Origin of the sequence: Aquitalea pelogenes, from assembly GCF_001515305.1 — a bacterium.
GTDB classification, from domain to species: Bacteria; Pseudomonadota; Gammaproteobacteria; order Burkholderiales; family Chromobacteriaceae; genus Aquitalea; species Aquitalea pelogenes.
Genome location: NZ_LNQV01000013.1, coordinates 55,306 through 76,043, shown reverse-complemented (window position 1 = coordinate 76,043; position 20,738 = coordinate 55,306). Strand labels below are relative to the sequence as shown.

Below are 20,738 nucleotides of genomic sequence, written 5' to 3'. Positions count from 1 at the left end.
CATAAGCGTGCCAAGGACTGGCACGCGAAGTGACGGATTAAAAGTTATTAACTTTCAGCGACTTGCAGGAAATTCAGAAAATAAACCATGGGTAACGAAGTAAATTATTTTATGAAAAATAAATTTATTGGAGGATTTTTCCAGAGCGCACGGACATCTCGCGCTTTATTGGAGGTACGCAACCGGTCCGGGCCACTCCCACACCGATACAAAGCCATTGCGATGTACAAACAGAAAGAAAACAAGCTTAAATGGGCCGCACCAGGTCTACCATCGACCTGGTGCGGCAGGCTGCTATGTCTTCAAGACCTACTGTACGGCTGGCGCTGTATCTGAATGGAAAATGCCCTACGCCCTACTTTCAAAAAGCCTTCACCCCCAGAAATCTTTTGGTCAAATACAAAAACACCGTTTGATTCCCGCAGATAGCGTTCCGTCCCACACTCCTTACAATTTGCTCTGAAACCTGCAGGTTTTTGGAAGGCGAGCTGAACTTTTTCATTGCATACCGGACATTTTTCAAAAGCACGTAGCATCAAATTACGCTGCTCCAGCCCACAACTTTGCTGGGTTGCATTTTCTGCTATAAGCGCATTTTTCAATTTATTAACCAGCTCGTCCGGCACAGTCTCCTGTAGCACCAGTGAATGTGCCTGATGGTCAACCTTCACACCAGGCATACCGTCAGCCAAAGTCAAAACCTTTTCCGGTATTTTGGTGAGGGGCCGCCCGTAGAAAAGCAGAGCCTTTTGGTAGAGCACTTGATCAACAAGTTGCCCAAAGCGCTCCACACAGTACATGTCAGATGGTGAAAGTAAAATCCAGCCCTGATGATAGCTAGCCTGATCAGGCGCCTGGTCATTGCCAGGCCAGGCGATGAACCTATTCTCAGGGCATGGCTGTAGTGCCTCAGGCCGCGGTAGGCTGCTGAACCAAGGTACCACCGTCAACAAGACCTCCTCCCCAGCATGCTCACCAATAGCAAGGCATACCAACTGCCACTCCAACCCACTCTGTTGGAGTCGTATAGCCCTTCCTGCCCAGACTCCCTCATTATTTCCATCCAGATAGGGAAGTAATGCATGCCGCAGTACAAGACCGGCATAACGCGAATAGGCACCTACCAGGTATTGATTATGTTCAAGCTGTTCTGCAGGAGAGGCTTTATGACTTAGCACCGTCTTATTCAGCAAGTCCCACAACGCCGCCACATGCCGATAATGAGGATCATGGCAAAGGATATTCGTCAGATGCAAGGAACCGGTCACCTGAGCTTGGCAGCTAACGACTAAATACAGGCCACTTTGCTTGAGACCCAGAACCATCTTGTGGAGACGTTGCAGCGTTTGCAGCGTTTGGGACAGCAGCGCCGACACTTTGGCGGTCGCATCCTGATCAAATGTTTTCCCCCACAGCCGGCAAATTTCGTGCGAAAGACGATAGTCAATATCTTCTGATTGGTAAAACTCCAGCGCCTGCGCCAGGGTTGTCTGCAAGCTCTCCAAAGTGGACAGACGATAACGCAAGTAGCGCTCGATTTTATCTAACAGTCGTGCATAGACGCGGTTTTCGTAGATGTCATAGTCATCATCACTAAAACGCGCAAGCACTTTTTTGGGAATCACGCCACTTAGGGTTTGCCGCTGCCAGCACTCCGAGTGCGATGACAAATGCACCAATGCCCCTTTTGCCAGTCGTCGCGCACGCGCGATATCAACCACTTCATCTTCATAGTGCAGGTCGCGGCGTGGTCGTTGCGATATGTGATGCAGGTGTCCTTGTTGCATGACATCCAGCAAACACACTTCGAAGGGAAGAAGACGACTCTGATCATCGATGATTGCGGCAGGCATTAACGGTGAAACCAACGCCGACGGCTGTTTATCAGCGTCAATCGCCTTGTCTATCGACTCGACCGTTTTGGACAGTAACGCTGCACTGGCAGCCTGGGACGGCTGCGGCATAACAAAAGTGTGCGCCTCCCCCCCCAGCAGACAGCGATCACTCCCATCACTGACCAGAACACCTGAAAAAGATGATGTATGACCATTAAAGACCAGGCCGCTGGAAGCAAGCTGATAGCGCCCTGGCTCAATAACGGTGGGTAGCTGATGACACTGCTCCCCTGTCAGTCTATCCAGGTACATTAGCTGCGGCCTTCCAAACGACGAATATCGGCAGCCAATAACTCCAATGATTTTGCAGGCTCTCCAGCAAGGTTTGCCTTGATCCAGAATGTCTCAAGGGCATCCTTCAGCCCTCTTACAGCATCAATACTGACGTTGTACCGGCCAGTAACCTTGCCCGAACGCATGACACGGGTAGACAGCAGATGATCTAGCGCCTCGCCAGTAGAGGCTCCGCAGGCCAGCATCACCGGGATGAAATCCAGCGCCTGCTTCTCAAAGCGGTTACCCCAACCCAGCGCAAATTGACTAGCCAGCTGTTCAGTGAAGGCATCCCCAGTCAAACGCTGCAACAACTCAACAACCACGCCCTTTTTCTCTTTGCGGGCGCGAACAAATGCCTTGCGAAGGGAGCTATAGGAGAAGCTTGCCGGCGTCGTTTTATTGATAGTGAAGCTATGATCCTGCTTGGGCAGTGTCATTACATGAGCACGATCATAGGTCTTGTCGGCCAGTTCATTGGTGGTTTCGTCGTGGTTGGCTGTGCCAATGAACCAGACATTCTCTGGAACCAGAATCTTGCGCCCCTCACGCAGCATGGCGGGTGCATTTGGCAGGGCCGTCTCGGACAGACTGATCAAGCGTTCATCCCGATTGTTCTTCTCCAACGCAGAGAGGAACTCGGCAAAATACTGCTCGGGGCGAGAAAGATTCATTTCATCCAGCAAGATGACATTACAGGTATCCTGCCAACGCGGGGTCTGTGCCTGGTACAGCGCTTGTAAACAGTCCTTCTCATAAAAGCGCCGCTCGAAAGCGTTGTAATGTCCTAGCAGATCGTCGCGATCACGCCACCCGGCCTGCACCGCGATGTCCGTACAAAAGCCCCCCATTGCCTTGGCAAACGCCTTAGCCAGACTTGTTTTGCCCGTTCCGCTAATACCTTGGAATACATGTAGTTGGCTCATGGCCAGGCCACCAAGCAGTACACGAATATCTTCCAGTGGGTAAAACAGCTCTACATGCTTTTCAGCACTGGCGATCCGGTGCTGTAGCTCCTCGGCAAACAGCTTGAGATCAGGCACTTCATCCAGCTCCATACTGGCTCGATACTGATGTTCCGAGTCCATAAGCGACATGGCCGGGAACGGCGTCTGGGTTTTCTGTGCATTGGTGAGCTGCTGGATTCGGCTCTCAAGATCATCGATATGCACAGCCAGCGTATTCTTGTGCTGCTCCAGCACGCGCTTCTCGCGCGCCACAGCCTCCAGCTCAGTTGCGGCAACGCGCTTGATGCTCTGCTCTCGCCGCAGCTCATCTAGCTCCGGCCGCAGCGTAGAGATCTCGAGTTCCAGATCAGCCTTGCTACTGCGCAAATATTCAACTTCGTGCTGCAACTCCGCGGTGTCGGACTGCTCCAGTTTACGCTTAAGGTCTCGGTTTTCCTGCCGCAAGCGCTCCAGCTGCGCCAGAACCTCCGCGGCTGACTGCTCTCCCAGTTCCGCTCTCAGCCCCTGCAGCTCTGCCAGTTGCTCATTCAGGCCATCAGATTTTTCCCAAGCCTTGTCACGCTGACGCTCCAGGCGGGCAATGGCTTGCTGATGACTCACGCGCTCGGCTTCCATTTCCGCAGCAATGCGCTGCTCCAGATCACGCTGTGCCAGCTTGATGTCATCCCATTCGCGGTCAAGCCTGCTACGTGCGCGATCAAGCGCCATTCTGCTCTGCGCTATTTCGTGCTCGCGCTGGTCCAACTGCTGAGTACGCTCAGCCTCCGCCTCAGTACAGTTGCGCTTTACCTCCGCCAGCCGCCTGGTGGTCTGCGTGAGTTCGCTCTCCAGCTGGCGTTTCTGTTCCTGCAACTGTTGCAGCTGGGCTTCATGCTGCTGAGCCAGTTGACGCTGACGATCCTCTAACTGGCGTAACGCCAGCTCGTTTTGCTCAGCAAAATCCGCTTGTGCGTTTGCTTCACGCAAGCTCAAGGAACGCTCACTGTCCAGCAGCGCTGACTTCTTGCTGGCAAGCACTTGCTGCTCACTGGCCAGCTCAGCCTGGTCGCACGCCAAAATAGCGGCCGCTTGTTCAAGCGTCTGCTGTTGTTTCGTTACGGCTTGCTCGCGTTCTTCAACCGTTAAAGCAAAATTTCTCGCCTCGTCCCAATTTTCGGTGGCTTCTTCGAAAAAACGCTCCTTTAGCCGGACAAGCTCTTTGCACACATGGGCAAACTGCTCAATCCACTTGGCAAGTTCACCGTCACCGCCGGCGCGGAAACGCTCACACACGCTCAGTAACCAAGCAGAATCAACCTTGATATCAAGCTTCATATCAAACGACTGGTAAACCTTGGAGGCATTCTCAAATGAAGCCGTCCAGACAGGGACCATTTTCTCCAGCACGGAACGCTGCACTCCTGCTGCGACAGGTGCGGCTACGGGTATCTGCGAACCGCCATACTTGTTCGAATTCTTCTTCGCCATTACATCCATTCCTTAAAATATGCAGTAAAGCCCAGCGCATACTGGATACTGTCCAGCGCCACACGACTAGTGAGTTGCGTTGTTTCCCGCCCGGTAAAACGGCTTTGAGCGTGGCTGCTCTGATTACGCAGGTTCGCAAGCTCCATGAGCTTGTCCAATTGCAGTTCCCGATTACCCAGCAGCTTGAGCGGGTGCTGCGGCGCTTGTAGCGTCCCCATGGCAGCGGCAAACAGGAGTGCCTTGAGTGAGTCACTAGGCTTGGAGCAAGCCCGGATAACTTGTTCGATCTTCTGCCTGGACAGCAGCCTGATGACATCCTCGGTAAAGGCTGGCAGCTGTAATGCTGAGAGAATCTGCTGATTGTGCGTCGGGTCGAACCGTTGCTGTTTGGGTAGCCGCCCAACGTCAGCCGGGTACTGACGAATCAGCCATTGCATGACAACCTCAAGCAGCTTTTGGCACTCCATCATTGCCGCATCCAACTCCTGGTCGCGGCTGTCGCCTTGCTGGAGTTTCTCTTGGCGCACCAGCAGTGCTACCAAATGGCGCTTGATATCTGGCTGACGCTCAACCCAGGGAAACGCTATCAGTACTTGCAGCTCAGTCTGCTTGTGCAATGCGTCCCGCCACTGCTCGAAAGTTTGATTATCGGCACGTGGCACCCCCACCAAGGGCTCAAGTCGCTTCAGCAGCCCGTGATCACTCTCAATAACGTCCAGCAGTGTGTCCTGCAGCCACCAGGCCTTTTCACGCAATTCAAATGGGTCCTTGGCCGACCACAGATCACTGCCATCGTCATCCGCAGTAAGCCAAACAAGAAGCCTTGCCGATTGCGGTACATCATCCAGTCGCTGCACCCCGTGCAGACGGATTTGCTTCGACTGTTGGCTACCCTGCCCCAGCTGCTGGCTGGCGCGATAGTCTTCGCGATAATCCCGGTAGGCCAGTGTTAGGGACTCATGATCGAGTGGCTGCAGATCCAACTTCCCACTACTTATCATGTACGGCCTGATGGTTTGACCGGTCTTCCTGTCCACCAGAAATGCCGGGAAGCGGGCCAGCGGATCCTGCGGCTCCAGTAGGTTTAGCTGAGGCAGCAGGCGCGGCCAGAACTGCCCCGTCAAGGCATCTTGCAGCAAATAGCCGGACTTCAGCTGGGCATCGTCTGTTTCCTCGTCATCTAGCAGGCGCTCCCCATTAGCCGTCAGGCTCTGCGCATCTTCCAACAGCCAGCCGTTACTCACGCCCTGTGCCAAAATCAGCTTGATCAGGTTCTGGTGCAGCCCTGTCAGTTCTGCGATGGCCTCAACCTGGACAGTGCGCGCACGAATCAAGCCCAGTACCGCACGCTGAAACAGATTCAACTGCGGTCGTCTGGCTTCAGGATAAAGCACGCGATGCACCAGCACAGGCCAGAGTACCGGACATTTCTTGCCTCCCCGGAGAGAATCGAACCTGAGGTAGGTACCGGTTTCAACGAATACTGCCATGCGTACCTCCGCACATCTGGTAAAAGGCAGCCAATGCAGGTACAGCCTCTTTCGCTTCAGCGCAGGTTGCCAATGCCGCATCCCCCACACAAATCAGCATTTGTCTTTGTCGACTCATGGCCACGTTCATACGGTTGGGCAAGCGGAGAAAGCCAAACTGGCGATTCAATTGTTTCTCACGATCTGTGTCAGTATTACCGCTCACCTGTCGTGGTTTTCCCTGCTCATAGGTACGGACACAGGACAACAAGACCACATCAAATTCCTTGCCTTGGAAGGCGTCGACTGAGCCCACCCGCAGCCGCTCCTCCAGACTGACCGAGCCATCACCCCGCATCTTTCTGATCCATTTGAAATGCTCGTGCGGCTCATAAGTGCCGTTACGCTGTTCCATCAACGGCACACCGTCTATTCTGTGCTGAGCGAGTTTCTCCATGATCAAATCACGCTGCGCCGCATAAAAGGTGATGACACCTATTGAAAGGCTGTCACCGCCGGCCTGCATCAGCCTGACCACCTCTTCTGCAATGCGCTGCGCCTCACTATCGCGGATTCGGCTCGTCCCAGGCTGAAGGCGCTGATCTTTACCCTGGGCCGCAGATACATCAATCCACTGGCAAACCCGGTCTCGATAGAGCGGAGCCAGTTCGCCCAGTGCGTTCAGCAACGACTCGGAGAACGCAAACTCTTCCGCTGCTCGGCCGGCGTTCACCTTGCCCATACCATCTTTCTCGTAGAACTGTTCGCTGACGAAACTGCCAAGAATCGGATGCATACGGAACTGGGTATCCAGCATCACGACCCGGGGATTGGTGTCCTGCTTCTCTAGCGCTTGCAGTTTCAAGCGCATGCGTTCGAACAGGCTGGAGCGAAAGGCAATCAGCTGCCGCTCCGTCAGTTGATGCTCTTCCTGCAGCTGCCCCTCAATGTCAGGCTCCAGCATGTGCGGCAACTGCCGGTCGTCCCCCACAAGGATAATGCGCCGCTTGGACATGGACATCGGCACAAACAGGTCCAGCGGATTGGCCCGTGCCGCCTCATCAATCACCACGGTATCGAACTCAATATCAGTGCTATCCAGCCCGGCTACGGATTTCAGACTGGCCATCTGCCGGCCCGCCGCTTGCTGGCAGGTTGCCCCCACCACCATGGAATACTCATTGACCACCGCATGGGCCGCTGCGCGGTCCATCTCCAGGCTATCGGAAAGCTGTTCCAGCACCCAGGCCACCCCCTGCTTGCGCTGACGTAGCGTGTTCTCCAAATGCCGGTCAATTTCATCAAGCAGGGCCAGACCTTCAGGGTCTGTCTGACGCTTCAATTCCGGTGGCCGGTAGTCGGGCAAATACTGTTCGAGTAGTTGATCCTGGCATGCGGCAAGCGCTTGCAACATCGACGCTGTCGGCTGCGAGCAATCCGCAGCGGTTTGCAGCCATGCCATCAGCTCAGCACTGTTACCTTGGCCATCACGCTTCAACCAGCTGAGTAGATCCCAGGCTCGCTCGGCACCATCGTCAGCAAATGAGCAGGCCTCAACGCGTAAGGCGCGAATACGTTTCAAGGCCTCCGCATCCGGCCGGCTCCCGGCCGGGTTGGGCTGCTGCATCTTTAGTTGCGCGATATAGTCTTCGAGCTGACTTTCCAGCTTGGACGACAAGAGCAGACCGCTGTGCGCCAACGCTTGCAGTCCATCCAGAACGCCTTCGAATGTTTCTGCTTGTTGAGCGGGCGATGCACCGACAATTCGCGCCAGCGCCAGCTTGGTGGACAGCTCCCGGACACGTTCTAGCGCTGGATACTGGCTGTACTCCTTGGCAATTTTTTCCTGCAAATGGGCCACACGTTGCTCAAGCCAGGGCGCGATCAGCGACTCCTCATCGCCCGCCCCCCGCTTACCGCCGACGCGCGCGCCAGGCAAACCAAACACATCGCTTCGATCCAGCGCGTTATCTACTGCATCGTGCTGAAAGCTGCTGATCAGCACTTGCGCAGCAATCTTTCTTTCCTCTGTCTCCTCCGCCAGACGACGCTGCAAAGCCGCGATTACCTGCGTTTTGCCGGTACCGGGTGGGCCGATGATAATGGCCAGATCGGGGGTATTCAGCGCGGCATCCAGGGCTAGAATCTGCTTATCTGTTGGCTTTCCCCCCTTGAAAGCTTCCTGCGCATAAGGGGTCAGCCCTTTGATAGTCCGGCGCCGGCAGAGGGCACCGCCACCCCTTCCAGCAGCCACCTCAATTGAGTCAAACGCTTGCCCGAGTCAATGGACTGCTTGGCCGCAAGCCGTCGCTTGCCTACTGAGCGCTGGCCCGCCAGAGATAGATAGAGCCAGCCTTCACCCTGTTTCGGGCGGACATCACGCCGACTTGAGGCAGTCCTGAACACGACACAGTCAGGCTCAAAAGTGATGGTGCCACGCGGTATGCTTGCTGCCTTTTTCGACTCGTCAATGGCCAGCTCTTCCCCCCAGTCAGGCCGTTCGTCTCCCAGGTCGAACTGGGTGTCGCTTGGCAATCCAAGATTGCGCCATCGCTGACGAAACTCCCGATAATCATCCGGCGATTTCGGCGTCAGACGCCAGACGTTTTCACGCCCATCTTCCTCTCCCTCACATCGCACAAAACGCAGTGAGCGCAGGCTTTCCGCCCGCTGCAAAGCAGTCTGCCACTCCTTCTCGTTGTAGAGATTCCACAACTCCAAATAGCTGGCACTGTCACGCAAGGTAGCGTCCAGCAACGCCTGCTGACTCGCGCTGTTGAGCGTTGCCGCAACGGAGACATCACAGAACGCAAACTGGCCTATCAGCAAGGAGAAAGTACCGTCGCGACGCGAATGGCGAGTAAGGCGCTTGATAAGCAGTCCGCGGTCCTGCCGTTGCTCCACATCAGCGCGCCAACCTTTGCCCAGCAATTGAAAGCCTCCTTGTGAGGCGCTATTGCTGAAGCGTGCGACTGTGAGCCAGTCGCCCTCGGCCAACCCACTCACCAGAAACTGCGCCGACAACCACTGGCAGGCACGGTCGATGCTGTTCTCGGCAATTTCCTGCTTGACATAGAGGTCATCGGCAATCAGCTCGTCCACCCCCAGTTCAAGATTCATGGCGGAGACTTCAACCGGTGCACAGTACTGCACCAGCAGTTTGCTACCTTGTTTACTGGTCAGCAGCCAGCGACTCTGATCGCGCAGTACCAAACGACTAAACAGGCCCTGGTCGGCTGCTGTGCAGTTGACCCGGACACGCAAGTCCCCTTGAGTCGCCAGCCATTCATCCTGATAGCTCTGAAGAAAGATCGCCTGCCCGGCCAAGAAACCATCGATAGGCTCATCGCTACTCAGTGCCAGCACATCCTCGGACAGCATGGGAAAGTCTTTAAGTTCCATACTTCATCACCACCTGAACTGCCAAATGACATGGGTCTCATCCAGCTCTCCGATATGGATCCGGTAAGGCTCCTCATGCTGCCCGCGCAGGTTTTCCTTGAGACCCTGATAACGCTCCAGTAGCTTTTTTGCCCCCCCTCGCTGCAGATGCAGTTTGCCCTGCGGTAAGGGATGGATACCAAGCCCCTGCTCGGTATACTCAATGCGGACATGGTCGGCCGGCAACGGTCATAGCTGAACGTAGGCATCAGGCGCTTGAGCTCCAGCTTGTCTCCCGGTTGTAACCAAACCTTGCGGCCGGTTGCCATCAGCGTATCCGGCTCCATTGCTTGGCCATCACCCTGCGCCGGTTCCTCAATCAACTCCTCGAACAACACCAGTCGCTGATCCGCAGGTTCGTCACAAAAAAAGCATGACACCTCATTCACAGAGGCAAGTTCGGCAGACAGCAGCGTGCTGCCACCGCAACTGGCGCAGTCGTAAAGGCGCTCATCAATTTCCGTCAATGCCTCCAGCCACTCGGCCATGCTCGGCCGTTCACAAGCGTGGTAGCGGCCTTGCTCAAAACAACGACTGAACAAAGCAGGCAACCGGCTATGCTCAATCAACTGGATAGGCAGGTTGGCAAAACACTGATTGGCATCATCCTGCTGCTCATAAATCCAGGGATGCTCACCACGCAGCGCCGCCTCCTCTTCCTCGGGCTCGCCATCAGAGACCAACTCGCCCTTGAACGGGTGGTTATGGGTCAACAACAGATAGGCGATGACGGCAAAACTCCAGCAGTCGGTCAGGCTGGACAGCAACGCTTCACCGCGCACTACCTCGGGCGCACCATAATCCGCCGTGTGCAAGGTCAATCCGCTATGTGCTTCCAGACTGATGTTGTCGCAGTCGATAAGCCAGGTTTCCGCATGGGCAGGGTCATCCGAGACAAAGATATTGCTTGGCGACAGGTCGCCATACAGCATGCCGCGTGCGTGTAACTGGTTCAGGGTTCTTGCTAACTGGCTCAAGATCCGGACACGGCGCCGCAATCCACCCTGGCGTAGATAATCGGCAAGCATCTCACCCTCGGCCTGAATGAAACTCTCCAGCAGGCTTTGCAACGGCACGAGGCCATCCATCAGCTCCATCACATAGCCACAACGCGGCTCTGCCAGCAGTGCCAGCGGCCTGGCCAGTTTCAGGTCACTCAAATCTTGCCGAACAAGCCAGGCAATATGGCGCTGCCAGCGTTGGCGAGCTTGTTCATCTTTGTTGGTAAAGCCTTTGATCAATACCAGCGGATACTGGGTCTGGTAGACGATACCCTGCCCACCCCGGCTTATCTCTGCCCCAAGCTCATAAATCGTGCCTTTGGTGTCCTGTACCACGCGCTTTTTTTGCGCTGCTGTTGTTGCAGTCATCTACTTCAATCCGTTCTGAAAATTCCAGCAATGGTCTTGTCATCGCCATGGCATGGCGTAGACCAGCCATGCAGCTCTGTTGTCAGCCACTGACGCATTCGACGTTTGCTGCAGCGCAACTGACGCTGGTAAATGGCATCAAAGAATGATTCGAGCTGCCCTGAAACCAGGTCATCCGAAATGCCGTCTGTCAGTAGCAACACACCATCGCCAGGCAGGCTCAACACAAGCTGAGTGCTACAGCATGCCCGTTGATCAGCTTGCCCCAAGGTCTTGGTCTGGTTGCCAAAGCCCTGGCGTTGATCTGTCAGCACTTTGAACACCCCCTGACTTCTGACGAGTAACAGGCCATCGCCAACCTGACCAGCCACACCCCGCCCGGAGGAATCCACCCAAGCCCACAGACAGGTGGTTTCGTAGGCCCGGTAACGATCACCAAAATGTGCCAGCCAAGCATCACGCAAGACTTGCACTACCTCGCCATGTCCCCGGTCTTGCCGCTGCCGGGCCAGCTGCCTGATGAGTTGGACGACTTTCTGCGAACCGATATGGCTAAGCGGCCGACTTCCCAAACCGTCTGCGACTGCGATGCACCAACCGCCACGGATACCACTGACGCAAAGCGCATCCTGGTTGGGCAGCCCATCCTGCTGATGCGCTGGGCCTCGCACCGAAGCCCCACCGGCCAACAGCCGCATCAGAACTCCCAGTCTTGGTCATCACCGCCAGTGATCTGCAACGGTGTGGGTTGATTTGGCGTCGACGATTGGCTGCGAGCACTCACGCTCATCGTCACCGCACGGAAGAAGCGATGAATATCACGGGCATTCTCGGCACGAAACAGCGGTGCTTCAGGATCGTTGGTGAAATCGCTAAGCATTGAGACATCCGCATCCGCACCGATGCCCATGGCAAAACGCGTGGCCTTGGAAGAACGCTCGCCATTTAACAAACGTTCAAATGGCACTTGCCAGTCATCAGTGGGATAGCCATCGGACACCAACACGATGACCGGCCGGTAAGCGCGGGAAGGAATGCAATCCTTGTCCTCTATCATCTCGCTAGCCAGCGACAAAGCAGCACCCAGCGGGGTCATGCCGTCTGCCAGCAGCGGGGTAAAGCCTTGTAGTTGATGGGCAGGGGTCAACGGCAGGCTCAACGCCGCCTGGCTACCACCAAAGGTGATCACACTGACCTGAATCTCCGCACGTAGGCGGCTCTCGCTGGCAAAACTGGTAATCATGTCCTTGAGCCCCTTGTTAAGGGCCTCGATTTTTCCTTCTACCGACATGCTGCCGCTGGTATCAGCCAGCACAATAATCGGCAGCGGGCGGGCGGTTTGCTCCTGGAATTTTTTGAGTTGAACCATCTATCTTTCCTTGGCGGGTATGCGTAAATTCGAATCCAGTTACACTACAAAAGAAAACCAGAATAAAATCAGACACTAAAGCAATATGCAGACCCACTCAAAATGCAGACTGCAACTTACGTGGAAGATTTTTACAACACTCAATCAAAAGTGGAAACAACCAATCCATGTATTTAACATAATTAAAATACCAGATATTTGTCATGAGCATAGTCAAACACCTCGATTAAATATCCGGACCTATTCGCGTTGAGTACAAACAACCGGCTGTCGTGGCCGCATCCATTGCAGGTGGTCTAACGGCAACATTCCCCACCTTGCATCTCCAAACAATAGGTCTGACTGACGCGTCAAAGCAGAGACAGGCCGCTGACAACCGATATGCTCAGCTTGGATACTGAAAGCGCCCGGAATCATTGATGCATCGAATGCTTACGTTTGCGTGGACGTATGGCGCGCAAGTCATGGTTGCGATAGGTGGTAAGGACAGAGCCGTCTGGCTGCACCAGCACGTGCACACCTTCCGCCGCGCGCAAATTAATGCCGCGAGTGGCAAAGAAATCCACCTCACGCCGACCGATAACCCGAAACAAAAGGCCCCGCGCATAAACAGCGCGTCCATAACGTAGCACCTGCTCAACCAGTGCAGGGCGAATGCCACGCTGCTGCATACGCTGCCACGCGTGCGGTACCAGAGGATGATTGGCAAGGGCTTGCGGTGATGCGGTTATCATGACGCGGCTCCTGTTTGGGCATACTTGCAATACAGCCAGAAGCGTGCCAAGACCGCCACACCTGTCCGGCAAAGTATTTTTTCATCAATATCAAACACTTACCAATAAGCTATTAATTAACACACGCAGGACGCGCGCATTAAAAAATAAAAAATGCTGCCTTTGATAAATTTTTTTACAACCCGTGACCGGCTTTTGGCCAAAAAAACTGCCTATTGCAAAAGCAACAGGCAGTATCCTGGGGCGAGATAAGCCGCAAAAGGCTAAGTCACCGGCGGCTTGGGCCATAACAGCAAGGCTTGCTGAAACAGGATTTCCGAACGGGCTCGGATGTCATTGTCTGACCAGGCAACTAGATTCTGGAAATAGGCATTCATGGTCAGCACACTTTGACCACAAATCTGGTTGCGTTTGCCCGGGATGATTTTTTCGCCGTCCAGCTGCTCAAGGAATGGACCGTTACTGACAGCACTGTTCAAACTCTGCGTCAGCAAGGTGAGATTGCCAAAGGTTTGAAGTAACTGGTTACGCCTGGGCACCGCATCTTCATGATTGTTACTTAGCGGGTAGTAAGAAGTATTTCCCCAGCCTTGAGGCAGAACATGCTCGACGGACAACTTATCAACCGTTGCAACCACTTCTGTCTCCTGCTTACGGCCACGACCCTGCACTTCTAATGCCCGCAATACCGCTGCGGTTTTTGCTGGTCGCAGCTCGTTATATACCGGCCGGGAATGCCAGTATTCTGCAAAGTCCTGGTCATCTGGCCAACACTGGCTATTCCCTCCCAGTCCAAGCAGATAAGTACGTGCTTCGATGGCCGGATCACCCGCGCCAGGAGCGGTCAGCACTTCCAACAAACGCAGGAATGTGCGGTTGTAACTCTTGGTGGTAAACCCACAAACAGCGCGTCGCACCAGATAAGAAGCCAGGTCCGCCAGCACCTGCCGCAAGGCAGGATCATCAGCCTGGTAATGTTCGCGCAAGAACAGATAGACCGGTGTCAAAGTGCTTACATCCAGCACCTTTACCAGCCGGGCAAACTCCGCCAGGAAACCCGTGCCCTCAGGAGAGATCAACTCTTTGAAATAGCCACTGCAGGTAACAATGCTTGCCAGCTCTGCTGCAACATTCTTATTTCCACTTTGCCACCACTCCTTGAATCCCTGGAAAACATGTGAAACCTTGGTTTCCTGCTTACGGCGCAAGATGGTGTAGTGATAGAAGAACAGGTCGATACGCGGGTAGGTAATGCGCCCGGAGCGTTCCTTCTCGCGCCAGTAGCGATTAGCCGTCACCTTGTCATTGTGGTCTCGTTCTTCATCAAACCCTTGCCAGTATTGCTCATACAGTGGTGCCACTTCCTGATTACGTCGCGCGGCATCCAGAAAAACGAAATTGCGAATCAGGTCCGATGCCAATAGCGGCTCACCACGCGCATTCAGTGTTTCAAATATCACCTGTGGGTCATCTTCGTTTTCCAGGGTCAGCGTCATGATCTGCACTGCATCCTGAAGTGCCATATACAAGGCCTCTGCGCGTCGTGTGGAAAATTCAGCAAGCTCCCCGACAGGCAAAGCCGGCTCATTTTCCCGCCGCACTGAATGAATCAGCGCATCCGAGATGGTCTGATCAGTCTCGGCATTGCGCGGATCATCCATCGAGAGACCGGCAAAAAAAGCGCGAATGGCATGGTAAAGGTACAAATATCCTTGCACCATCAGAGGTCGCTCAACACGCTGCCGGCCTTTTATTGCCGGAAACTCAGAACAAATTTCGGTTGCACTGCCAGCCCGGTCTAGAAAGTGGATCTCTTCTCGCCCGGCCTTGGTAGGCCAAACCTTGTGCACATCGCTTGTCACCTTGAAGGTGCCACCGTTCTGAGTAAGTGGTTCAAGCATTTCAGCAATATCTGGCACAGGCAGATGCCCTGCCGCATGCCGGAATGCCAGGATGAGTAAATGCAGCGTGGTAGTGCGCTGTTGCCCGTCAATCACTTCATAGGCAGTAACACGGCCAAATGCATTGCTGATGGGCGCCAGCACCACCGACCCCAGAAAATGTTTTCGCAACGGTGCCAGTTGCGTAGAGGGGTTGGACTCCAGTATTGCCTGTCGCTCCAGCCAGTGCGTGGCACGCTCTTCAAGGTCTGCCCATAGCGGTGCAATCTGTTTTTCCAGTGTCCAGACATAGCCACGCTGGAACACGGGAATGACATACTGGCGCGGCGCACTAAACAGCGCGATAGCTGAGGTTTTGTCAGGATTCATGGTTCAGCACACTCCAATTTTCTTGTTATCCGGAAAGTTATCTAATCGCTTCAGCACGAGGTATTCAGGTAAATCAGTTGTTCTCCCAATCCACAACATCCTGAAACTTCTGTGCCACCTTCACCAAACCCAGATTTTTGATGGTCTTGCTACTACCATCCATATAATCAACCCTGAGTGAAACCAGCTTTGGCCACTCCACCGTATCGGTAAACCACAAGTGATCAAAGGTGTACTCGCTGATGCCTTGTGGTTCGATGGGGCCGATGCCTCGCACTTTTTTCACAGGCCCGGCGAAACGGTCACGCACGACATCATCCACTGCATTCATGCCCGTCAATTCCACACGGATGTACTTGATAGTCTTCTTGGTAGGGTTGTAAACACGCAGCCGGAAGCCAGTGCTGTGTGCATATTCACCTTCATCAAATGCAGAAAATGCCAACACACTGATGCCGTATTTGGCTGGCGCAGCATAGGCACTCAGTGCCTCACCGACAATATGGTGACGGTATACCACTGCCAATTGCTCCAGTTCACTAAAGTCCTGGCTTGCCAGCTTCTGCTCGTCCAGCAGAGGGAGAGCCGCACGCTTTTCATCTACCATGAAAACGTCACTGTTTTCGATAAAGAATCGCTGTTTGCCGTAATAGGCCACCAGATAATCCTTTGCCTCTCCGTAAGCGGGTTGGCAACGGTAGCGACCGGCCACCAGCACCGTCATTCGTTCAAACAGGGTTTTCACTGCACTACCACGACAACTCGACATGTTCTGGTACGCATCACTGGCACTCTTCACTATGCCCAGCGGTGGATGAGGCTGCTCGCTTGCCATTGCAATCGATGAAAATAACGAAATACTCACACAGCATGCACGAAAAGCGAGAGATGGGAATGGAAACGGAAATTTCATAGGAAAACACGTTGTTGATAGAAGAAAAGCACCTTGCACTCAAGATGCTCAGAGGGATGAACCCGGAATGGCGCTAGCGGCCTTGTTTGCGACTATTGGCCAAACTGCCGAAACTGAAGACGATCAGCTGGCACCCTGAATGGAGCCAGCCAACCATGCAAAACCGACAGATTCAGACCTTATGCTCCAGGATGCGCTGCCTGCCTGGTACAACCCGTACCCGGCCAAAGTCAGTGGCCACATGATGAAAACCTTGCAGGTAGTCGCACTTCAGCACACTGGACTCGGCTTGCAGGGCACCTTCTTCATCCAGGCTGAACACCTGCGCCCGCAGGAAGCACTTGCAATTGCCCACGGCAAACTCGAACACATTTTCCTGGTCATCCAGATAGCCATCCTTGCTGGTATTCAGACGTTCCATCTGCTTGATGGTCAGCAAGACTTCCAGAATCTCCGCACCTTGCTGGCCGGCAGCATGCAGCTCCTGCAGCTTGGCAGTAAAGCAATCCCGATCTCCGCGGGAGAAGTCACAACCCGTATGTCGTACAAAGTCCAGACTCGCATTCTCTTCAGCCAACAGGTAAGGATGAGTATGCATGGCCCCCAGCGCTTGATAATCCATGGCCAGGGCAAGATGCGATTTCAGGGCTTGCGCATCAGGATCAGCCACCACATAGCCACCGGTCATTTCCGCCGAGGTATCCACCGAAACAAACTCGACATGGTGGTGACGGGTACGACTGGTATCTTCGTGGTAGCCGTACAGCGAAGCATGCATCTCCAGGCCGTTGCGCTTGCGGTTGGCGTGATTGATGACGAACGCCTCGAAACCATTGAGCAGGATCTGGGTAATGGCAGACTTGCCAAAGTGAATGTAGTGCTTCATTTCATCCCCGGTTTTCATTGAAAGTGTGGTCCGGCCATTGCGCCAAACCACCTCGACTGCTGTGTCACTGCGAATCAGATTGCCCACTCAAGCAGCTGGCAATGCTGCACGCGGCCATGGCCATCATGCCAAGCAGCCAGATGCCGCATATTATCCCAAATCAATATTAATGTAGGTTTGAAAAAGTATTGTGCATGGCAATAGTCAATGCATGGCCGCTATTCACAGCGGCATGAACAAATGGCTAGCAGGACGTGGCGACAGCCATTTCATTAAACGGTCGTGCAGGCAGGCTGGCCGCCAGCTTTTGCAACTGCAGCAACACATCGCCGCGTAATGGCTGTACACCATTAGCGCCCTGGAAGTTGCCGCTTATCGCAGACGGAAAGTGACGGCGCATCCAGGCAGTCAGCGGCAAGCGGTTACGTGCAGGGTCTGCACCATCAAACCAGACGCTGTAACGGTGGTACGGGTCGTAATACACCACCGAGCATGCATCCAGTTTCGGCACCGACAGCACTGGCTGGTCTACCAGACACACCCGGCCCAACAGTTCAAGCTGCCCCTTATACCCCTGAGGGGTTTTGACTAGCCACAGGTAATCAGCGGGCGTAGCCGCCAGCTCAGCCAGCACGCCCTGCTCCGAGCATAGCCAGCCGATTTTGCCGGTCAGGATGTCCTGGTCGGCTTTCTTCCAGTAATAGAGAATATCCATTCTTCCCTTATACAACTTGATATTCAGTCGAAATTTTCCGTCAACGACGCAGATAAAATTTTCAATTCATCCCAACTGACCATTTGCGTATCAATTTGTGATTTTATTTTGCAGATTATTTGTAGGAATTTTTCTTGCAGATCCAGAGGAGGAACTCCAAAGCTGAAATTTCCGACAATAGTCTTATTTAAATTTGGCATTGTTGCACCAAGTGATGCCTGCTCAAAAAATCTTTTCGCTGACTTGCTAGAAATTACTCTCTCGAGGAATTCAGGAAGGACACCTCCTCTTCCGACTCTCAAAAATAGACTACCAGTACCACACAAATACCCATCTTCCATTTCCGTTACCAATGCACATCGCCCCATCTCACCCCTACGCCCAACTACAATATCACCCAATTTCAAATGATACTCTGTCAATTCAGCATATTTTTCTGGCCTAACAGTTAGATTACTGTCTGGACAAATACTTCCCTTAACGATGTGGGTTGGATTAACCAGTGGAATACCGCCAGAAATATAATCTTCTTGATGCAACTGGGTACCAAATGGGCCTATTTGTATTTTTTCACAAAGCTCATTGAGAGTACTTTGCTGCCACCCCTTCGGATTAGTCACCGGATCACCAAACATCTCCAGAAAGGTGGCACGCAGGAAGTCGTCGGCAAGAGCGATGGCCTGGGCGCGTTTACGGCGCAGGCTGTCGGCCTTGTCGAGGATGGCGGCAATGCGTTTTTGTTCCTCCAAGGGAGGGAGTGGGATTTCAATCTCCGAAAAACGACTTTTATTTACAATCGCCACAGTTGTGCTTGGAGCTATGTGATCCAGATAAGGCTTTAAAGTTTTACAAAAATGGTAACCATACTTAAAGTAAACTTTATTCTCGTCAAATATAAGGGTATTGATTTGCTGATTCGTTATCAAATCACACCCAGCAATACCAACTTTACCAAGAGATCCAATACAGCAAACCATAATTGAATTTACTGGCACAACTCTAGCTTCAACGGCACCTAGATCAGTTACATACACGGCAGCTTTTGAAACCGGCTCATCTCCATCTAATTCTGCTGGGGTGACAAATGGAATACTCCCCCCCCAAAATACTTCCCTTGCTTTGCTTGGAGTACTACCAGTTACAATTTGGGCAACATCACCTAGTTTATATCGTGGATAATTCATCCCAACATCCCCTCCAGCTCCTGCAACTCACGCTGGATATCCGCCTCCAGCGCCATCAGCCGTTTCAGGATCACGCGCGGGTCTTCGTGCTGTTCTGCTTCGTACACCTGCTGTTTGTAGCGGTTGATCGACAGGTCGTAGTTCTGCGCCACCAGGTCCGCCTTCGGTACGCTGAACGCTTGTTGGGTGCGATCGGCAAAATCAGCGTCACGGTCACACCAGCGCTGGTATTGCCGCTTGATGTCGGGGATATCGTTGTCCTTGATCGGCTGGCGTTTGTCGTCCAGCGAGAAGCCATCCGCCTTCATGTCATAGAAGAACACGTCGTCGGTGCTGCCGCCCTTGCTGAAGATGATGATGGCGGTGGAGACGCCAGCATAGGGTTTGAACACGCCACTGGGCAGCGAGATGACGGCTTCCAGCTGGTTGTCTTCTATCAGATGCTTGCGCAGCTGGACATGGGCTTTGGAGGAGCCGAACAGCACGCCATCCGGCACGATGGTGGCGGAGCGGCCACCGGTTTTCAGCATGCGCAGGATCAGGCCGATAAACAGCAGCTCGGTTTTCTTGGTTTTCACCACCCGCAGAATGTCCGGTGACACGTCCTGTTCGTCCAGGCTGCCCTTGAATGGCGGGTTGGCCAGGATCAGGTCAAAGCTGCTGCTGGCGGCTTGCGGGCGTTTTTCGGCAAAGCCCTGGCTGAGGGTGTCCTGGTAGTGGATATCCGGTGCAGCCACGCCATGCATGATCAGATTCATGCTGGCAATACGCAGCATGGTGGCGTCGAAGTCGAAACCGTGGAACATGTCGTTATCAATATGCTGGCGGTGTTCGCCCAGCAGGTCACCGGCGTACAGGGTGGCGGTTTCGGTTTCGCCCTTGTCGTTGACGAAGGTCTCCACATGTTTGCCAGCCTCGCTGCTATGGCTGCGCAACAAGTAGTCGTAACTTTCCACCAGAAAACCACCGGTGCCGCAGGCCGGGTCGCAGATGCGGTCCGTCGGTTGTGGCTGCATCAGTTCCACCATCAGGCGGATGATATGGCGCGGCGTGCGGAACTGGCCGTTAATACCCGCAGTGGTGAGCTTGCCCAGCAGGTATTCGTACAGGTCACCCTTGGTATCGCCCTGCTCCAGCGGCAGGTTGTGTACGGCTTCCACCGCTTTGGCCAGCAGGGTGGCCTTCTGGATCATCAGCTGGGCGTCTTTCATGAAGTCAGCAAACAGGCTGGCCTCATTACCGGAGCGCTCGGCCATGGCGCGGAAATGTTTGAACACCTTGTCACGCACATGCGGCAGCATTTCCTCGGCACCGTAGTGGCGCCAGGTTTCCCAGCGGCAGTCCTGTTCCTCGTCGTTGAAGCGACGGTTAAAGGACTTTCCTGTCAGTTGCTGGCGGCGCTCGTCCTTGCGCTCTGCCATTTCCAGCAGGCGGGCGTACATCAGAAAGGTGATCTGTTCGATCACGGTAAGCGGATTGGTAATGCCGCCGGTATGAAAATCTAACCAAAGGCTGTCGATCTTGTTTTTCAGTTCGCCGGTAATCATGTTGTTTCCTTGTCCTGCAGTTGCAGGGCGGTAATGCTGCGCTGTGCCAGCTTGTAAATGCCGTTGCGCGTTGTCGTTTTGCTCTTGGCACGCACGCCATAAGCCAGATCGCGCACGTAATGCAGTACTTCCTGCTCATCTTGCAATTCGATGCAATCTGCCAGGGTATTTCCATGCAGGGAGACGCGATAAGCAACCACGCCTGTTGCCAGGTTTTTCATTCTTACGGGGTAAAGC

At 53.9% G+C, this 20,738-nt stretch carries 16 protein-coding genes; all 16 read right to left on the bottom strand.

What is annotated here, in order from left to right:
- Positions 1-302: 302 nt before the first annotated feature.
- Positions 303-2,147, bottom strand: coding sequence for a hypothetical protein (locus AWT75_RS07685; protein ID WP_062788635.1), 1,845 nt, complete (start codon positions 2,145-2,147; stop codon positions 303-305).
- Positions 2,147-4,603 carry an AAA family ATPase gene (locus AWT75_RS07680; RefSeq protein ID WP_062788634.1) on the bottom strand — a complete coding sequence of 819 codons (2,457 nt, stop codon included), beginning with the start codon at positions 4,601-4,603 and terminating at the stop codon, positions 2,147-2,149. The genes AWT75_RS07685 and AWT75_RS07680 overlap by 1 nt, the downstream gene beginning before the upstream one ends.
- Complete coding sequence (locus tag AWT75_RS07675; RefSeq protein ID WP_062788631.1) at positions 4,603-6,093, bottom strand: hypothetical protein; 1,491 nt, start codon at positions 6,091-6,093, stop codon at positions 4,603-4,605. The genes AWT75_RS07680 and AWT75_RS07675 overlap by 1 nt, the downstream gene beginning before the upstream one ends.
- Positions 6,077-8,326 (bottom strand): DEAD/DEAH box helicase, encoded by a 2,250-nt coding sequence (locus AWT75_RS07670; RefSeq protein ID WP_204376901.1) that lies wholly within the window; start codon positions 8,324-8,326, stop codon positions 6,077-6,079. Before AWT75_RS07670 ends, AWT75_RS07675 begins: the two co-directional genes overlap by 17 nt.
- Entirely contained in the window at positions 8,269-9,474 is a 1,206-nt protein-coding gene (locus tag AWT75_RS22100; RefSeq protein ID WP_204376900.1) for a hypothetical protein, read from the bottom strand. Before AWT75_RS22100 ends, AWT75_RS07670 begins: the two co-directional genes overlap by 58 nt.
- Positions 9,426-10,883 carry a protein kinase domain-containing protein gene (locus tag AWT75_RS07665; protein WP_204376899.1) on the bottom strand — a complete coding sequence of 486 codons (1,458 nt, stop codon included), beginning with the start codon at positions 10,881-10,883 and terminating at the stop codon, positions 9,426-9,428. Before AWT75_RS07665 ends, AWT75_RS22100 begins: the two co-directional genes overlap by 49 nt.
- A 5-nt stretch (positions 10,884-10,888) precedes the next feature.
- Positions 10,889-11,581 carry a PP2C family serine/threonine-protein phosphatase gene (locus AWT75_RS07660; protein ID WP_062788629.1) on the bottom strand — a complete coding sequence of 231 codons (693 nt, stop codon included), beginning with the start codon at positions 11,579-11,581 and terminating at the stop codon, positions 10,889-10,891.
- Positions 11,581-12,252, bottom strand: coding sequence for a vWA domain-containing protein (locus AWT75_RS07655; protein WP_062788627.1), 672 nt, complete (start codon positions 12,250-12,252; stop codon positions 11,581-11,583). Before AWT75_RS07655 ends, AWT75_RS07660 begins: the two co-directional genes overlap by 1 nt.
- A gap of 413 nt (positions 12,253-12,665) precedes the next feature.
- The gene (locus AWT75_RS20795; RefSeq protein ID WP_082696000.1) at positions 12,666-12,986 is read right to left on the bottom strand and encodes a DUF4258 domain-containing protein; all 321 of its coding nucleotides are present in this window, start codon (positions 12,984-12,986) and stop codon (positions 12,666-12,668) included.
- Positions 12,987-13,249: 263 nt separating this feature from the next.
- Entirely contained in the window at positions 13,250-15,256 is a 2,007-nt protein-coding gene (locus AWT75_RS07645) for a DUF262 domain-containing protein (RefSeq protein ID WP_062788623.1), read from the bottom strand.
- A gap of 73 nt (positions 15,257-15,329) precedes the next feature.
- On the bottom strand, positions 15,330-16,121 hold the full coding sequence (locus tag AWT75_RS07640) for a hypothetical protein (protein ID WP_153013269.1): 792 nt from the start codon (positions 16,119-16,121) through the stop codon (positions 15,330-15,332).
- Between the two features lie 220 nt (positions 16,122-16,341).
- Positions 16,342-17,055 (bottom strand): hypothetical protein, encoded by a 714-nt coding sequence (locus AWT75_RS07635; RefSeq protein WP_062788617.1) that lies wholly within the window; start codon positions 17,053-17,055, stop codon positions 16,342-16,344.
- A 244-nt stretch (positions 17,056-17,299) separates the two neighbouring features.
- The gene (locus AWT75_RS07630; protein WP_062788613.1) at positions 17,300-17,770 is read right to left on the bottom strand and encodes a hypothetical protein; all 471 of its coding nucleotides are present in this window, start codon (positions 17,768-17,770) and stop codon (positions 17,300-17,302) included.
- 23 nt (positions 17,771-17,793) lie between these two features.
- Complete coding sequence (locus AWT75_RS20790) at positions 17,794-18,954, bottom strand: restriction endonuclease subunit S (RefSeq protein ID WP_082695999.1); 1,161 nt, start codon at positions 18,952-18,954, stop codon at positions 17,794-17,796.
- Positions 18,951-20,501 carry an HsdM family class I SAM-dependent methyltransferase gene (locus AWT75_RS07620; RefSeq protein WP_062788607.1) on the bottom strand — a complete coding sequence of 517 codons (1,551 nt, stop codon included), beginning with the start codon at positions 20,499-20,501 and terminating at the stop codon, positions 18,951-18,953. The genes AWT75_RS20790 and AWT75_RS07620 overlap by 4 nt, the downstream gene beginning before the upstream one ends.
- A complete protein-coding gene (locus AWT75_RS07615) occupies positions 20,498-20,701 on the bottom strand; it encodes a hypothetical protein (RefSeq protein ID WP_153013268.1) in 204 nt (67 codons plus the stop codon). The genes AWT75_RS07620 and AWT75_RS07615 overlap by 4 nt, the downstream gene beginning before the upstream one ends.
- Positions 20,702-20,738 lie beyond the last annotated feature (37 nt).

Bases quoted from the DNA above. Each gene is read 5' to 3' on its own strand.
- AWT75_RS07685 (WP_062788635.1), bottom strand. From the start codon at position 2,147: ATGTACCTGGATAGACTGACAGGGGAGCAGTGTCATCAGCTACCCACC.
- AWT75_RS07680 (WP_062788634.1), bottom strand. From the start codon at position 4,603: ATGGCGAAGAAGAATTCGAACAAGTATGGCGGTTCGCAGATACCCGTA.
- AWT75_RS07675 (WP_062788631.1), bottom strand. From the start codon at position 6,093: ATGGCAGTATTCGTTGAAACCGGTACCTACCTCAGGTTCGATTCTCTC.
- AWT75_RS22100 (WP_204376900.1), bottom strand. From the start codon at position 9,474: ATGGAACTTAAAGACTTTCCCATGCTGTCCGAGGATGTGCTGGCACTG.
- AWT75_RS07665 (WP_204376899.1), bottom strand. From the start codon at position 10,883: ATGACTGCAACAACAGCAGCGCAAAAAAAGCGCGTGGTACAGGACACC.
- AWT75_RS07660 (WP_062788629.1), bottom strand. From the start codon at position 11,581: ATGCGGCTGTTGGCCGGTGGGGCTTCGGTGCGAGGCCCAGCGCATCAG.
- AWT75_RS07655 (WP_062788627.1), bottom strand. From the start codon at position 12,252: ATGGTTCAACTCAAAAAATTCCAGGAGCAAACCGCCCGCCCGCTGCCG.
- AWT75_RS20795 (WP_082696000.1), bottom strand. From the start codon at position 12,986: ATGATAACCGCATCACCGCAAGCCCTTGCCAATCATCCTCTGGTACCG.
- AWT75_RS07645 (WP_062788623.1), bottom strand. From the start codon at position 15,256: ATGAATCCTGACAAAACCTCAGCTATCGCGCTGTTTAGTGCGCCGCGC.
- AWT75_RS07635 (WP_062788617.1), bottom strand. From the start codon at position 17,055: ATGAAGCACTACATTCACTTTGGCAAGTCTGCCATTACCCAGATCCTG.
- AWT75_RS07630 (WP_062788613.1), bottom strand. From the start codon at position 17,770: ATGGATATTCTCTATTACTGGAAGAAAGCCGACCAGGACATCCTGACC.
- AWT75_RS20790 (WP_082695999.1), bottom strand. From the start codon at position 18,954: ATGAATTATCCACGATATAAACTAGGTGATGTTGCCCAAATTGTAACT.
- AWT75_RS07620 (WP_062788607.1), bottom strand. From the start codon at position 20,501: ATGATTACCGGCGAACTGAAAAACAAGATCGACAGCCTTTGGTTAGAT.